At 31.3% G+C, this 15,463-nt stretch carries 18 protein-coding genes and 1 pseudogene; 13 read left to right on the forward strand and 6 right to left on the reverse strand.

Annotated elements, in window-relative coordinates:
* The 5 genes from KA926_RS12700 to KA926_RS12720 all read left to right on the forward strand — a co-directional run.
* Positions 1–350: hypothetical protein (locus tag KA926_RS12700; RefSeq protein WP_210129585.1), on the forward strand; the 350-nt coding region annotated here is incomplete at its 5' end.
* A gap of 449 nt (positions 351–799) precedes the next feature.
* Positions 800–1,129, forward strand: coding sequence for a JAB domain-containing protein (locus KA926_RS12705; protein WP_198065336.1), 330 nt, complete (start codon positions 800–802; stop codon positions 1,127–1,129).
* A 113-nt stretch (positions 1,130–1,242) separates the two neighbouring features.
* Positions 1,243–2,328, forward strand: a complete 1,086-nt coding sequence (locus KA926_RS12710) for a tyrosine-type recombinase/integrase (RefSeq protein ID WP_210140007.1) — start codon at positions 1,243–1,245, stop codon at positions 2,326–2,328.
* 2 nt (positions 2,329–2,330) lie between these two features.
* Positions 2,331–4,244 carry a tyrosine-type recombinase/integrase gene (locus KA926_RS12715; RefSeq protein WP_029658482.1) on the forward strand — a complete coding sequence of 638 codons (1,914 nt, stop codon included), beginning with the start codon at positions 2,331–2,333 and terminating at the stop codon, positions 4,242–4,244.
* A gap of 1 nt (position 4,245) precedes the next feature.
* Positions 4,246–4,611 (forward strand): DUF6262 family protein, encoded by a 366-nt coding sequence (locus KA926_RS12720; RefSeq protein WP_000619629.1) that lies wholly within the window; start codon positions 4,246–4,248, stop codon positions 4,609–4,611.
* Positions 4,612–4,893: 282 nt separating this feature from the next.
* Here KA926_RS12720 and KA926_RS12725 read toward each other — a convergent pair whose 3' ends face one another.
* The 3 genes from KA926_RS12725 to KA926_RS12735 all read right to left on the reverse strand — a co-directional run bounded on the left by KA926_RS12725 (position 4,894) and on the right by KA926_RS12735 (position 7,312).
* Positions 4,894–5,310 carry an NAD(P)H-dependent oxidoreductase gene (locus tag KA926_RS12725; RefSeq protein WP_031883923.1) on the reverse strand — a complete coding sequence of 139 codons (417 nt, stop codon included), beginning with the start codon at positions 5,308–5,310 and terminating at the stop codon, positions 4,894–4,896.
* A 177-nt stretch (positions 5,311–5,487) separates the two neighbouring features.
* Positions 5,488–6,915, reverse strand: coding sequence for a chloramphenicol/florfenicol efflux MFS transporter FexA (gene fexA / locus KA926_RS12730; protein WP_165624956.1), 1,428 nt, complete (start codon positions 6,913–6,915; stop codon positions 5,488–5,490).
* A 253-nt stretch (positions 6,916–7,168) separates the two neighbouring features.
* Positions 7,169–7,312 carry a hypothetical protein gene (locus tag KA926_RS12735; RefSeq protein WP_002360221.1) on the reverse strand — a complete coding sequence of 48 codons (144 nt, stop codon included), beginning with the start codon at positions 7,310–7,312 and terminating at the stop codon, positions 7,169–7,171.
* Positions 7,313–7,762: 450 nt separating this feature from the next.
* On the opposite strand from KA926_RS12735, the pseudogene KA926_RS12740 reads away from it, so the two are divergent.
* Positions 7,763–7,924 (forward strand): annotated as a pseudogene (locus KA926_RS12740) (JAB domain-containing protein); the annotation flags it as partial.
* A 158-nt stretch (positions 7,925–8,082) separates the two neighbouring features.
* Positions 8,083–8,331, forward strand: coding sequence for a hypothetical protein (locus KA926_RS12745; protein ID WP_031873331.1), 249 nt, complete (start codon positions 8,083–8,085; stop codon positions 8,329–8,331).
* Between the two features lie 22 nt (positions 8,332–8,353).
* Here the strand turns inward: KA926_RS12745 and KA926_RS14010 are convergent, their stop codons facing one another.
* Complete coding sequence (locus KA926_RS14010) at positions 8,354–8,632, reverse strand: YolD-like family protein (RefSeq protein ID WP_312011765.1); 279 nt, start codon at positions 8,630–8,632, stop codon at positions 8,354–8,356.
* Positions 8,583–8,747 carry a hypothetical protein gene (locus tag KA926_RS14015; RefSeq protein ID WP_245335874.1) on the reverse strand — a complete coding sequence of 55 codons (165 nt, stop codon included), beginning with the start codon at positions 8,745–8,747 and terminating at the stop codon, positions 8,583–8,585. Before KA926_RS14015 ends, KA926_RS14010 begins: the two co-directional genes overlap by 50 nt.
* 77 nt (positions 8,748–8,824) lie before the next feature.
* Here KA926_RS14015 and KA926_RS12755 point away from each other — a divergent pair, with 77 nt between their 5' ends.
* Genes KA926_RS12755 through KA926_RS12765 form a run of 3 tightly spaced genes read left to right on the forward strand, consistent with a single transcriptional unit; the run spans position 8,825 to position 11,606 of the window.
* A complete protein-coding gene (locus KA926_RS12755) occupies positions 8,825–9,547 on the forward strand; it encodes a hypothetical protein (protein WP_165621510.1) in 723 nt (240 codons plus the stop codon).
* Between the two features lie 19 nt (positions 9,548–9,566).
* Positions 9,567–10,262: a hypothetical protein gene (locus KA926_RS12760; protein WP_031905640.1), complete on the forward strand. Its 696-nt coding sequence runs from the start codon at positions 9,567–9,569 to the stop codon at positions 10,260–10,262.
* Between the two features lie 18 nt (positions 10,263–10,280).
* The gene (locus KA926_RS12765; RefSeq protein WP_095337341.1) at positions 10,281–11,606 is read left to right on the forward strand and encodes a TcaA NTF2-like domain-containing protein; all 1,326 of its coding nucleotides are present in this window, start codon (positions 10,281–10,283) and stop codon (positions 11,604–11,606) included.
* 48 nt (positions 11,607–11,654) lie between these two features.
* Here the strand turns inward: KA926_RS12765 and KA926_RS12770 are convergent, their stop codons facing one another.
* The gene (locus tag KA926_RS12770) at positions 11,655–12,107 is read right to left on the reverse strand and encodes a hypothetical protein (protein WP_095337342.1); all 453 of its coding nucleotides are present in this window, start codon (positions 12,105–12,107) and stop codon (positions 11,655–11,657) included.
* Between the two features lie 479 nt (positions 12,108–12,586).
* Here KA926_RS12770 and KA926_RS12775 point away from each other — a divergent pair, with 479 nt between their 5' ends.
* The 3 genes from KA926_RS12775 (at position 12,587) to KA926_RS12785 (ending at position 15,369) form a co-directional block, all read left to right on the forward strand.
* Positions 12,587–13,150, forward strand: a complete 564-nt coding sequence (locus tag KA926_RS12775; RefSeq protein WP_165621511.1) for a recombinase family protein — start codon at positions 12,587–12,589, stop codon at positions 13,148–13,150.
* 15 nt (positions 13,151–13,165) lie between these two features.
* Positions 13,166–13,408, forward strand: a complete 243-nt coding sequence (locus tag KA926_RS12780) for a helix-turn-helix domain-containing protein (RefSeq protein ID WP_070487681.1) — start codon at positions 13,166–13,168, stop codon at positions 13,406–13,408.
* Positions 13,409–13,794: 386 nt separating this feature from the next.
* Positions 13,795–15,369, forward strand: coding sequence for a primase C-terminal domain-containing protein (locus KA926_RS12785; protein ID WP_165621512.1), 1,575 nt, complete (start codon positions 13,795–13,797; stop codon positions 15,367–15,369).
* Positions 15,370–15,463 lie beyond the last annotated feature (94 nt).

The following is a 15,463-nucleotide window of genomic DNA, read 5'->3' on the forward strand; positions in this document are numbered from 1 at the left end:
ACAATTATACGGACTTTATCTGTTCGAGTAGTTTACCTGGTGCTGATAGAACTATTTGCAATGTATTAATTGATGAAATGAAAAATATTATACATGTTTATGATGATTTAAGACACTGTTCAACGTCCATTTTCAAAGAAATAGACCAAACATTAATTATAGAACTGATGTCACTTCTAGGGGTTGAATATGGCCGATATAGAATTGTACTTTATTATGCACCAATAGTTAAAAAACCGTTTATAAGAGAATATGAATTAAAAAGTGAAAAATTAATAAGTGTTAATATTGAAGACCTTAACGAATTATTTTATAGAAAGGCTTTGAATAATGAAAGTTTAGAAAAATAGATGTTTGTAAGCATAAAAATAGCCCTGCATAAGCAGGGCTTTAAGTTTGTTTAGCTTATGAGAAAACCAACAAACTAAATAAAAAGGTAATTACATTATAACACAATCCGCTTCAAGTCACTATTATAAATACCGCTTCAATATATATAGTCTATAAGGGGTTCACGGTTTCATCTAATTTAGAACATCAACTTTTAAAATCGGGCTAAAAATAGCAACGCACAATTAACATCGTGCTTTTACTAATTTTTAGCCCAATTTTAAAGCTTCTTTATCTAAATTAGATGAAACCGTGAACCCCTTTTTTAAAAAAATTACACTTTAGAAAGTGATTACTTGTCAAAGTGTAATGAATTTGATATAATGTATTTAACGAAAGGAGGAAACCAACTGAAATTGTTGTAAATAATCGCAATACAACAACTAAATAAAAAGGGAGATTTACAAATATGAAAAAGGAACAGTACATTTTAAAAGTTTTAGATTTAGTTCAAGATTATCAAGTTATGGAAGATGAAAGGTTTCAAATATCACAACCAAGCGACGTTGTTAAGCTATTAAAAAAAGAAATAGGAAGCTTCACAAGAGAACACTTTGTTATGATTGGCTTAAATACTAAAAATGAAGTTACAACGCTTTATACAGTGCATATAGGTACGTTAGATATGTCAATCATACACCCTAGAGATAGTTTTCAAGTTGCAATCTTAAATAATTGTAAATCAGTTATTTTTGCACATAACCACCCAAGCCAAGACATCTTAAACATAGTATCCTAAACTAGAGTACTCTAAGTACTCGAAGTTTAGGATTTTTTAATTACAGTGCTTTAACTATTAAATATATAAGGGTATTATTAATAGTAGTTAAAGTATTTAAAGGTGGTGGAAAGATGAAGGTTCAGAAAGTAATTGTGGAGGAAAAATCATATCCGTTATACATACTGCTAGATAAAGAATTTGAAGTGATAGAACCGGTTAAGCGATTTATAAAGTACTTGGATAATACGGGCAAAGCTCCAAATACCATTAAAACATATTGTTATCATCTCAAGCTGTTTTATGAATTTATGAGCCAAAGTAGAATCGAATTAGGAGATTTACAATTTGAGGATTTAGCAAACTTTGTAGGATGGTTAAGAAATCCAGCAGGGCATTTAAAGGTAATAGATATACAACCAAAGAAGGCTAAAAGAGAGGAAACATCAGTTAATTCCATACTTAACGCTGTAACTAGTTTCTTAGAGTATTTAAATCGCACAGAAAATTTTAAAGCTATAGATATGTCTAAAGAAGCAAGAGGAAGAAACTTTAAGGGGTTTCTTCACCATATTTCTAAAGGTAGATCCTATAAAAAAAATATTTTAAAGCTTAGGGTCAAAAAGAAACTTGTACAAGTATTAGAACATGGACAAGTCAAAGCAATAATTGAGGCATGTCATACCAAAAGAGATAAGTTACTTATTATGCTTATGTATGAAGGGGGACTTCGGATAGGAGAAGCATTATCCCTTCGTATTGAAGATATTTCAACATGGGATAACCAGATTAACATCAGGCCAAGAGATCATAATGAAAATGGAGCTTATATTAAACTTAAAAAAAAAAGAACTATTGATGTAAGTAAGGAATTAATGGCATTATATACCGATTACTTAGTACATGAATATGGGGAAGATTTAGATCATGATTATATATTTATTAATCTTAAAGATTCTTATTTTGGCCACCCTCTAAAATATCAAAGTGTATTAGACTTAATAAGAAGACTAGGAAAACGGACAGGGATTACTTTCACTGCCCATATATTACGTCATACGCATGCCACAGAGCTTATTAGAAGTGGATGGGATGCTGCATATGTACAAAAAAGATTAGGGCATGCCCATGTACAAACAACACTTGATACGTATGTTCATCTTTCTAATCAAGATATGAAGAATGAATATAAAAAGTATCTTCAAGGGAGAGAAACATGACAATGAAATTTCCAAGTGTAGCAACTAATCGAAAGCTTATCGCTAGTACAGAGATTAATAAAAAAATAGCTAATATGACAAGTGTTTTAAAAGGTTATTGGGCAGCAGATAGATGGGATATAAGAATTTGTCCGCATCCTAGTGCAATTGAGTTAAGTAAGAATCCGTCACTAAGAAATCGTTGGGTAAATTTCGATAAGGTGGAAAATGTCTGGTTGAAAACAGAATTAAAATATTTTTATTACCTTCACTTGAATAATGGAGCTTGGAATGCAAAATCCGTTTGGATTAGAAAGGGAACAGTGATAAGCCGGATGATGGGATTTTTAAATTTAAAATATCCTAATATTACATCGATAACCGAAGTGCCTATAAAAAAAGCTTTGACAGAATACCGGACCTACTTAACAGAACAAAAAGTAAAAACTACGACTACTAATTACAAACTTGATGTAAATCAGCAGAAAGTTACTGTACATGCGAATTCCTATTACGTTACTCATCTTAAGCAGTTTATGGAATTCTATGAGGACTTCTATTTTGATGGGGAAGAATGGGAAAAAGATGTTTGGAATCGAAGAAAATTATCATTACCGGAAGATAAGGTAAACCCAACATCCTACGAATATACGATCAACTTTAAGGGTTTTAAGAATAATTATTTTAAAGAAATAGTTAAGCGATATTGTAAACTAATGTTAAACACAGCTAGCTTTTCTCACGTAGTAGATATAGCTTCAAAATTAAAAGAATTTTTTAATTTCATGAACAAAAATTGTGAAGGTATACAAAGGATTCATCAATTAACTAGAAATGAAATTGAGCAATATTTTAATTATATTAATTTAAAAGGTTTAAAACCCAGTACTGTAACTGGACGAATATCTACTTTAGACGTTTTTTTTACTACAATTCAAAGATATGACTGGAAGGATACACCTTCTAAGATCCTTATCTTTCAAGAAGATTACCCTAAAGTGCCGAAGGCACTACCACGTTATATTGATGAACATATACTTGAACAATTAAATGGGAAATTAGATAAATTGGAACCTTATATTGCTACAATGGTTATGGTACTTCAAGAATGCGGGATGCGTATCAGTGAACTTTGTACATTGAAAAAAGGGAGCGTCATAACCGATAAAGAAGGGGATTGCTTTTTAAAGTATTATCAGTGGAAAATGAAGAAAGAGCATATCATTCCTATTTCTAAAGAAATTGCTGCATTGATATTAGTTCAAGAGCAAAGGGTGGCTGATGAACTCGATGATGGATGTGTATATGTGTTTCCCCGAAAAGATTGCTCACCATTGAAACAAGATACCTTTAGGGTTAAATTAAATGAACTAGCTTATGAAGAAAAGATAACGGACAGCAACGGAGAAATTTTTCGTTTTCATGCTCATGCCTTTCGGCATACAGTTGGCACTAGAATGATAAATAACGGAGTGCCACAACATATTGTCCAGAAGTTCTTGGGTCACGAATCACCGGAAATGACGGCAAGATATGCACATATTTTTGATGAAACCCTAAAGAAGGAATTTACGAAATTTAAGGAAACCTTAGTAACGAATAACGGTAGCATTCTGGATTTAAGTGAGGAAAATACTGAAGCTGACAATACAGATCTTCAATGGTTTAAAAAGAATATCAATGCACAGGCACTTCCTAATGGCTATTGTCGGTTACCAGTAATTGCAGGACCATGTCCTCACGCAAATGCATGTTTAGATTGTACGAATTTCTGTACAAGTAAACAATTTCTTACTGAACATGAAGAGCACTTAGAGCGAACTAAAGAAATACTAAATAGGGCTAAACAAAACCAATGGCAGCGTCAGGTTGAAACCAATGAACGTGTTAAAAATAGATTAGAACAGATTATTCATTCGTTAAAGGAGACGAATTAAAATGATTAGAAAAGGTAACACAACTGCCATAGTTCAGCTAGCTAAAGACAAGTCGGAGAAAACAAGAATTAGGGTTGAAAAGACAATTTCAGAGATGGCATTGAAAGAAGAGAAGATTAATTTTAATTCCGTTGCACAAAAAGCAAATGTTTCAAAGTCATGGCTTTACAAACAAAAAGATATTAGAACTAGAGTGGAGACATTAAGAGGGATGCAGATAAGTGAGTTAACCCCCCGTAAACCTAGTAAAAGCCCTCGTTCAGAGGACGTATTAATAAAAACCTTAAAAAGCCGTATAAAGGCGTTAGAAGAAGAGAATGAACGGTTAAAGGATCAAGTTCAAAAATTACATGGCAAGCTGTTTTAGCAGATTTGTGTTTCTTGGAATTTATTGGGCACTTTGAATTGGCTACCTAAAATGAAATCGCTAAAACCTTCAATAACTTCAATAGCCCATTTCCCTAAATGTGTTAAGGGGAAATGGGCTTTCTTCTAGTATTGTTGGCATGATCGCAGAAGTGTTTTATGCTCTTAAATAATACTTTTTAATATATTGCAAATACTCATTAGCACTTTTCTGTATCTCTTCGCCCTTCATATCCGAATTAGCACCGTAAAGTACAAACTCTGGTACATATTCAGCATGAATCTATGCACATAAAGATTTGAATGGTGTTAACATCTGGGTTAATGTATGCTTGTTTTTACCCATACTTGTAAATTCACCTTTTTTTACGCCAGCTGATATAGCTAATCCTAATTTTCGATTATAAAATATTCTTTTACCCTTTGATCCGTAAGCCCATCCATATATAATCACTTCATCGATCCATTTTTTTAATAATGAAGGAGAACTATACCAATATAATGGAAATTGAAAAATAATATTATCATGATTTTCAACTAATTCCTGCTCTCTTTTTACATTCATAATAAAATCAGGATACTCTCTATAAAGATCATGAATGGTAATTTCGTTTGAATAAGACGCTGCTTTTTCTACCCAAACTTTATTGATTCGAGAATTTGGCATATCTGGGTGAGAAACGATCACCAATGTTTTCATTGTTTCATCCTTAACATACTCAACTTTCGCACCAATAAAACAGTGTACGAAAGTTGAGTTACTTAAAAGTATTCTATTCTAAGAAATTCAAATTTGCGTGATTCCTAAGCTATTTATTTACAGCTTAAACTATAGAAGATGAACTAAACAATAACTAATCTTTACATAACTAAGTTATTACCCACGCTTTTTTAAACCTAATCCAGCTATTAAGGCAATGAGTATTGCCCCTGTAGCTGCAAGGAACGCATCTGAGTAGGACATAGCGTCCAATATATATAATGGATTTATCGGCTCAGTAGCATCACGTCGAGCGGATAATAATGCTCCAATCATACCTGCTCCAGTTCCTGATCCAAGGTACAAAGCACCTTGGAAAATCCCCATTCCGACACCAACCTTGTCTGCATCGAGTGCACTTACTGCGGCGTTATTTGCGGGAGAATTCGTGAATGCAAAAGCAATCCCTACTCCGAGGACCCCCACGGAAACTAACAGAGGTGAAGCACCAGATGCATAGGTGGACAAGAATAAGGTAGACAGCCCCATCAGAGTCATCCCAGTAATTATCAGACGTTTATCCCCAAATCGATCAGAAAGACGGCCAACGAAGGGAGATAAGATTGCAACAGCCACACCACCTGGCAACAATATCATTCCAGCCTGTCCAGAAGAGAGTCCATTCACCTCAACGACTAGTAATGGGACGAACATAAGAACAGCGAAATAAGCAAACATCGAAAAAAATGCAATTATGACCGTATTGACATAATCCTTGTTATTGAACAGGACAGGTGGTACAAATGGATTTTCTGCGGTAACAATTCTCCAAATAAATCCCACCAAAGCTACAACAGAACCAATTAGGCTAGTTAACGATGAGAACGAAGAAAAACCAGAAGTTTCTCCTTGAGTGATGCCAAAAAGGAGTAATCCTACTGTGAGGCCGAGGAATAAACCACCAATGAAATCAAAGTTCTTATTGCTTCCTACGGATTCTGCCGGTTTAATTGTCGGTAACGCGTAGTAGGCACCAATAACAATCATAATGGCTAACAAAAATGTGAACCAAAACAAGGCATTCCACCCTAAATATTGACCAACTACTCCACCAAATATTGGACCAGCAGCAGTTCCAACACCAATACTTCCTGCGATAATTCCCAAAGCTCCCCCACGTTTTCCTTGTGGGAAAACCTTCGAAATTGCAATGACTGATAGAACTGGAATTGCGGACATCCCAGCACCCTGAACCATTCTTCCCAAAACCAACAATGGGAGGTTCGGGGCAATTGCACATAAAAGACTACCACTTGCCAGAATCATAATGGCAAAGATATATAGCTTTCGTAACTCAAAAAAGTCTGAGATTCGACCATAAATCGGAATTCCAATCGCAAGAACAAGTGCAATACCACTAACTATCCAACTCACTTGAGATTTCGAAGCTTCTAAATCTTTGCTTATTAGTGGAAGTACGGGATTGACTGAATCAGCCGTAATTGCACCTACAAGTACAGATAGGGAGAGTACCATCATTAAAAGCCTAGTAGAACCCCTTTTTTCAGATTGAATCATTTCTTTAGATTTACTATCCTTTTTCATTTTATTTCCTCCTAAAATATATTGTGATTTTAGGAGGCTAAATCCACTGCTTTCACCATAAACCTCACCTCATATCTATTTATATTGTAAAACCAAATCAACGAACTCACCATATTTCTACAGCATGATTAAAGATTCGGTTCTCCAAACTAACTGAACTGATCAAACAAAAAAAAGGCACCAGTTTAACAACCGGTGCCTAATCATTCGTATGCATTTTTACAAATGCAATAGATTCATAAATTTTTGCCCATTATATAAAAGGAGGCAAAAAGTTTTCCGGTAGTGTTTCCATTTTTTGTTTTTGTGAAAAAGGACATACTGATCCCGTTGTACCTAAATCCCCTGAAACTTTTACATGCTTTCTAAACTCGACATTAATGAAATCAATTCCCATTACTTTTTGCCTCCTTTCTCATATTGTGATAATAACACAATAATAATTGATGAAAAAGAAATAATCAACCCTACTTTTTTGAAAACCAATTTAAAGCTTTACTACTTTTACTTACATAATAAAGGCAGGTGCAGTATAAACTTTTTTAAATAGGTCTTCTTTAACGAGCAGGTAGCGTCAGTTAAAGTAGATAATTTAAGATCGAAATCATATTATAGATATTCCGAAATTGGGCGTGATTGTTGCAGGTCAAAAGCTTAATTCCTCGATAAAATAAAAAGGAATTAGTTTTTTTATTTGTGGTACATTCTTCTGACCGTAATCAATTGTCATCTAATAATGACATTGTATTTTTTCATTTGATTTAACACGTTAAATATATGTTCTTAAAGTAAAAACATTGATGTTAATGGATTTTTAGTAATTTACTCTTGATAAGACCCGACGCCATCAGTCAACGATATTATGGTTGGCAAGAGATTAAAGCTTATAGGGGAATTGCTAAGTATTGATGTATTAGATAGTTTAGTAGTAAGTAATAACAATTATACAAGTTTAGAAGAACTAGAGTTATTAGAAACAGAACTCAATATAAATGATTTATTAGAATAATTGGTATGAGCCAAGCCCCCCAAAAAACGGGGGCGGGCGCTCGTCCAGTTTGTATATTATGCAGTTCCGCCCGACGATAAAAACCAATCGTCGAACTACACCGCATAATATACAAACTGACCTCGCGCCCGCCCCGTACTATAAAAGGAGTGTTAAATATGATGTATTTAAAAACACGTTATATAACATTAAATGATTTAAAACAATTAGGAATTGCAGATAAACACGGCTTAATAGACTATCAAGAATTTAATAAATTAAAGTTAGAAAATAAAGACAAAGGAGTTAATTTGAAAATGGGTACAAACAACATATTTGAAAGAGGTATAAATGTCATAGACAATAGCCCGATTTACTACAACGGAAAGCGTTACGATAATAAAATTGATATAATTGAAGGAAACTAACGATAAGGCTGTTAGTTAATCCTTATTCAATATTATAAATATCAGTTAATTTTACAGGCATTAAAACATCATCAGTATAAATATATAAAACACTATCTAATGTATCGACTTTGTGTATTATACCTTGAACACTTTTTATATAGCCATTAGCAAAATATTGAATTTTGGCTAAAGTATTATCAATCATTTTACTAGCCAATGTATCATTTATATTTTCTATTTGGTCTTCACTAAGTAACGGCTTTTCAATTTTATTTGGGTCTTGAATGTACTGTTCTAATCTTTCGTATTGTTCGGGGATAGTGGCCCCTTTGTAGCCATTTTTTCATTCCTCGACCTTGTGGGATATTAGGGTTTAAATACTCACGGGGTATTTTTCTATAATCTGTTTCATTAGCATATTTTTCAGGGATCATTTGCAACACCTCAATTCAATTATAGAACATACGTTCTGTTTTTGGAAGTAGTTTTTTAGCATAGAAAGGGTTTTTAAATGAAAAAAGATTATGATACTAAATTATGGTATGAAGTTGATGTTAGCAATTTTGATGTAAAAAAAGAATTGCAGAATATTGATTTGTATAAACATGAGTACGTTAAACTAATTAATGATAAATGGATAGACGTACTAGACAAAATATATAGAAGTATAGGAGATTTTGGAGAAAGTCCACAAGATACTTTACAGACATTTTCAGTATATAGAGGTAATACAGCAGGAAATAAGTATATTTATGACATAGGGTTTAATGTTGATTTGGCAAGAGATTTAATAAAAAAGACTAATAGAAAACCATTGAAAGCGCCAAACGGTACTTTTAATGATGGAATACACATTAACTATACAGAAAGGGAAAACCCTTATACTTTAACACCAAATGAACCAATAATTTTAATTCCTGATTTAGTAACATCAACAGAAGCAAGATTTAAAGAAATATACGATATACCAACATCATTATTAGTATTAGATGGCAATAATAGAGTTACTTTGATGAAAAAAGATAACCAACCCTATATACACTGTTATTACGTTTCATTAGATGAACTATTAGAAAATAAAGTGTTTTTGACTGAATTTGATAGTGCTGTTTATTGTCAGATGGCCGATTTGGTTTATATATTAAAACATATAGATGAACCTAACATTAATGAAATAGCAAAGTTGTATTACAATCAAAGTTATTTAGTAAATCACTTTAGCAAATATATATAACAAAAGGGGAATAAAAAACATGATAAATACAAAAACATATGAAGATATTAAAAATGAATTAGTAAAAGCAATACTAACTGATTATGAACAATATAAAAACGCACTTGAAAATTTTCAAAGTAAAATAAAGCAGGGTCATAGTTTATATATAGTTAGCACTAGAAAGCCAATTAGTGAACATGGTTCAGCTAAAAGATCAGTTATGTATGCTAATAAAACACTTACTGAAGATGAAAATTTAGTTAGAATGTTAGGAAATTTAAGTGAAAGATTTAGATATATTAATAACTATAGAAGGGCTTTCAGTTTGGTTAAAGAGCGTAGAAGTAAATTGATTGCAAACGTTAAGGAGTTAGTAAGCTTTAATAAAATAACGAAAGAAAAATTTTCAGAAAAAAATGATGCAACCACAATTTTCAAACCTATAGAAACAAATGCAGTTAATAAGCATTTGGATATATATTTTAGAAGTATTGAAATGGCTAAAAGCCATATTGATAATTATTTAGAAAATAATTATGAGCTTGATTTGAACGAAATAGCAATAAAAGAAGACGGTATTTATAGCATAAATAATGATAGGCTAGAGAAAAATGAAAAAGACTTTTTTGAAGAAACTATGAAGGCTATTAAGTATGATATGGAACAAGTAAAAGTAATTGAAAATCAAAAAGATAGTGAAAATTATCTGAAGTATTGTTTATTGTTTAAATAATGCTAAAGGGCTGAAAATATGGAAAATGAAAACCAGGAGTTTAAACGATCAGAAAAGGCTGAAAACAAGCAAAGCAAGCTGAAAATAATATCTGTAATTGTGAGTATTTTATTATTACTGTGCATTATAGGGGCAATTGTATATTTTGTTTTATCGAATAATGCAAAAGCGCAACTAGATGATTTTGAAGAAGCTGTTCAATCTAAAGACTATAAAGCAGTATCTAAAACATTAACTTCTAAAGATGTTAAAGTTACTCATGCAGAAGCTAAACAATTTGTAGATTACATGGCCAAGAAAGACAACCGTAACAAATTCAAAAAAGAAATGAACAACATTAAAAACAATATTAAAAATAGTGAAAGTAACACGGTTGATTTTGGCTATATAACAGACAAGCAGGAACGAAAGCTGATAGAAATAACTATGAATGGGAACAAGTTTATATTTATTGATAGATTGGCTTTTAAGCCTATATTTCATGATGTATATATAGAAAATAATTCATATTCAAATGCTAAATATGAATTTAATAATGTTGAAGATAAAAAGCAAATTATTACAGCGCCTAAAAATAAAACAACAAATATTGGTAAGTTTTTTGTAGGTAAATATGATATAGAAGCCCAAAAAATTTATGATGATGATAATTCATTGATTAAAGGCAAGGTTAAGGGCAATATTCGATTTGATACAGATAATCTAAATAGTGATAAAAAAATCATTGCACATGCTAGTTTTAAAGAAGCAAATTTTAAAGTAAATTTAATTAACAATGAAAAAGTAGATGACGATATTAAGCTTTATATCAATGATAAGCCGATTGAGTATGAAAAAAATAAAGTGTACGGTGCATATCCAGTAAATAAACCTTTAAAAGTTTATGCTAAAGGTAAAATAAGCGATAAAGCATTTAAAACTAATACAGTAACTATAAAGGACGATCAGGGGGCAGAACCTCAAAATATAAGTTTGAAATTTAATGAAGATACTATTAATGACTATTTAAAGAGTATCAAAGATATTGAACTAGGCGCGAAATCGTTTATGGAAGACTATACTAAAGATTTGAATAAAGCCTATAAAGAAAGTGATTATAAGTTTATAGATAAATATATTGAAAGTAACAGTGATTTATCACAATATATGCGGTCAATGGTTGAAAGCAAGAAGAAAAACCAATACAGACGACCTGAATTTGAAAGCGTTAATTATCAAGATGGAAAAGTTAATGTCATTTTGAAAAAGGAAAATCAGAATAAAGATAGCATAAAATCTAAATATGTACTGAAGTATAATAAATCAGATGAAAGTTATAAAATACAAAGTTATGAAGATATATAAAAAATGCCATCTGTTTAATTACAGATGGTGTTTTTTTATATATAAATATTAAAATTTGTCACTGGATAGAACTTTGAGTTGAAGTGTGACCCAAAAATTGAAAATTGCAGATATTATTACGATTAGTGCTAAATGACAAATTAGCATTAAGATTATCAAAATTAAAGCACCCGATCCCGTCATAAAATAATTACACACGGCGATAACGGCACAACCCAAAACCGTAAATATTGTACAAATAATGAATAAAAAAATGGTTATACGTTTGTTAAAAACTTCTTTGACATTTACATTTTTGTAGATCTTATTTGATGAAATGAAAGCTGTAGGAAATAGAAATATACAGATTTCAAAGAAAATATTTACATCAAATTGAAAATGATGATTGTGAAGGGCAATGTTTCTTAAAGTTAGTAATAACCAAAATACAACGATAGATAAATACGCTTCTTTATTTAATAAATTTTGTGTAACTGCTTGAGAAATTTGTTTGTTATTCATCTTACACACCTCCTTATATATAGTGTAAAGTAATACTGTGATACTAAGATAGGACAACTTCTAATTTTTTTAAAAAATTATAGTGTCATATAATTTGATATTTCAAAGTACATATAGTTTGTTTTAAAAAACAAATTATAAGCTAGTCAAAAACGATCGGTTTTGACCAGGGTATGATATTAGAAAATGATACATTTCAATAAATAAAATAAGTTAATAAAAAATACGCTTGAATAAGTGCTATTTATAAGGGCTAAAGGCTTGTAGAATTGAATAAATTCTATAAGCCTTTAACTATATTCGTACCTGGTCAAAACATGTGTTAAAATCAAAGTGTCAAAACTAAAAGCAAAAGGGGTTTTTGACCAAGCTGAGAGAAGCCCTCAGACGCCGCGAAAAAATATTTTGAAGCCCATTATACGTAAACGCGCACACAATCGTTCATATTAAAGCTATTTATAAAGGAAGTAGGCGATATTTTGGCTAAAATAGGCTATGCAAGAGTTTCAACGATCAGTCAAAGTTTAGAAACACAAATTAACTTATTAAAAGCTGAAGGTTGTATTAAAATATTTTCTGAAAAAGTGAGTGGCAAGAAAACAAATAGAAGTAAATTAGATGAGTGCTTAAAATATTTAAGGGAAGATGATGTATTAGTTGTGACTAAAATTGATAGATTAGGACGCACAACTAAACAATTAATAAATTTAGCAAGTTGGCTACAAGAACATAATATAGAATTAAAAATATTAGATGGAAACTTTAATATGAATAGTTCACTAGGAAAAATGATATTTACCGTAATGAGTGGCTTTGCAGAACTGGAAACAGATTTAAATAGGGAAAGAACCCTTGAAGGTTTAAACGAAGCGAAAGCTAGAGGTAGAAAAGGCGGGCGCCCAGGCGTTACTGAAGATGTAAAAAATTATGTCATGTATCTATACAATAATACAGAGTTATCAGGTAATGAAATCGCAAATAAAACGGGAGTAAGTAGATCAACAGTTTATCGAATAAAAAGGGATTTTGAAAATAGTAAGTAAGGGGGCTAATAGTTAATGAATGAAGACTTAATACTGGCGTTATGCGGGAAATTGAAAGATTTGAGAAAAGAACGAAAATTACAACAGAAAGAAGTAGCAAAAAATATAGGTATTAATTATGCAACTTTAAGTAAAATTGAAGGTAAGAAAATTGAAACAGTACCGCTTAGAACTATATGTAAGTTATTAACTTATTATGATATGACTTTATATGATTTTATAGTTCAAAACGAAGATATAACTAATAATGAATATTAATTTGGGGATATTTGCAAATATATTAAAAATGTTTGCAATCGTCAATATAGAAGTTTATACTAAAATTAATCAAAAAAGATATGAAAAAAGACCACGTGCAAAGTTAAAGTGCGACCAACACTTTTAACTTCTAGCGCTTGAAACGTTACTAACCTAACGTATACAAACGGTTTTCGGGTCTTCTTCCATACCTTGTAATTTAGGTAATTTTTATTATATTTTATACCTAAATTATAGGGGCATGAGAGAAGAAAGTAAAGAAAAAGACGCTACTTTTCTACTTTTCTACTTCGCTACTCGACTACTTTAAAAGTATATGGACGCCTAAACAAGGACTGGTAACGCTTACAAGTGTTACCAGTCTTTTTGTTTAGGAGGTGCAGGCAATGCTAAATATTAATAAAATTTATGATTTTATATTACATGGAAGTATAGAAAAGTATAAATTTAAAAATTCTAAAGCTACAGATTTAGAAAAAGCTAATTTTAAGGCTACACAAGCCCAAAATTGGAGATCAGCACGTATTGCTGTCACACCTAATAAAGCTACATTAATAGACGGTTTAGGTTTAATTATTGCTTCAGAAGAAGCTTTAGTTCAATATGGTCATAAATTTAGCCATTGGACGCCCAACCCTTATAATTATCTAAGCAAAGAAAAAGCTAATATAGCAGATGTTAATACGTATAAAGTATTAAACAGAACAAAAGACAATGTAAAACAAATCAATACATTTGTTTTAGATGTTGATAAAGATATTGAATACAATGAATTAGTTCAAAGCTTAGCTTCAGCGCACATCAATGAAGGTGCTGAAATGCCTAATTTATATGTAAAGACGCCTAGAGGTTGGCATTTGTATTTTGTATTAGATACACCGTTCTATGCTAAAGGTATAGAAAAGAAAGCTATAAAAGTAGCTGAAAAAGTACATAGTAGCTTAGCACATGCAATTTCTAAATATTTACCAGTCGATAATCAATGTGTATCTACTGGCTATTTCAGATTGCCTACAAAAGATAATGTACAGCTATTTACAAATCAATACTGTTCAAAATCTTATATGGTGCGCTGGAGTAAAGAGTATTCAGAAAAGAACAATTTAAATCAGAACGTATTTTATAAGAGTATAGCCAATGGCCAAGAATTAACGCCTGAATGGGTTGATTATTTGTTAAAAGAAGCAGATGTTACTTCATTTGGATATGGCGTTGGTAGAAATAACGCAATGTTTTCAGTAGCGTTATATTATTATTCTAAAAATATAGATATAAAAGAAGCAGAAAGTAATATCTATACTTTTAATAAGCGCTTAAATAAGCCTTTATCACATAAGGAAGTTGAAAGAGTAATTAAAAGTGCTTATAGCGGTCGTTATGGTGGCGCAATGCGTGAACATGTAGAAAACCTTTTAGAAGCTTTTAGTGATGGACAAATTGCATATAGCAATAGTGGTGTAAGTATCAATGGCTTTTGGAAACATAAAAAAGAGCGTAAAGATCGTGTTAGAAGCCATTTTGACGAACGTAAAGACGATTTAGAAAGATATTTAAATGAACATACAAACAAGCAGAAAGTGTTTGTTAAAGGCTCAATGAGTGCTATTGCTAAAAAGTTAGGCATGGCTAGATCATCTTTATATGCAATTTTTGAAAAGCATATAAACAAAGGAACTATTATCAAATATACAATTAAAAATGGTAGATATTCAGAAACTTTCATTGCTTTAAAAAGCGTGTATATTGAAAGTTTATTTGAGATGGTTAAAAGTATTAAAAACAAAAAAGAAAGCTATATAACGGCTATAAGATACCTTGTAAGCAGTGAAAAAAATACAAACAGTTTAATGGTACAAAATAATGGTTTGATGAATGAAATAGAAAATACACTCACTTATATAGATCGGCATACTAAGTATATAGAAGGTAATGGAATTTTATATGAACGGTTTATTAGTTAAATTTTAATTGTCCAATGTGCCATTACATATATCTGGGTGCTTGTGCGTTGCTGTAAATAATATATATAAGTGGGTAGTTAAGTAGTTATGTAGA

The sequence above is a fragment of the Staphylococcus sp. GDY8P94P genome (genome assembly GCF_017892255.1).
Taxonomy (GTDB): domain Bacteria; phylum Bacillota; class Bacilli; order Staphylococcales; family Staphylococcaceae; genus Staphylococcus; species Staphylococcus cohnii.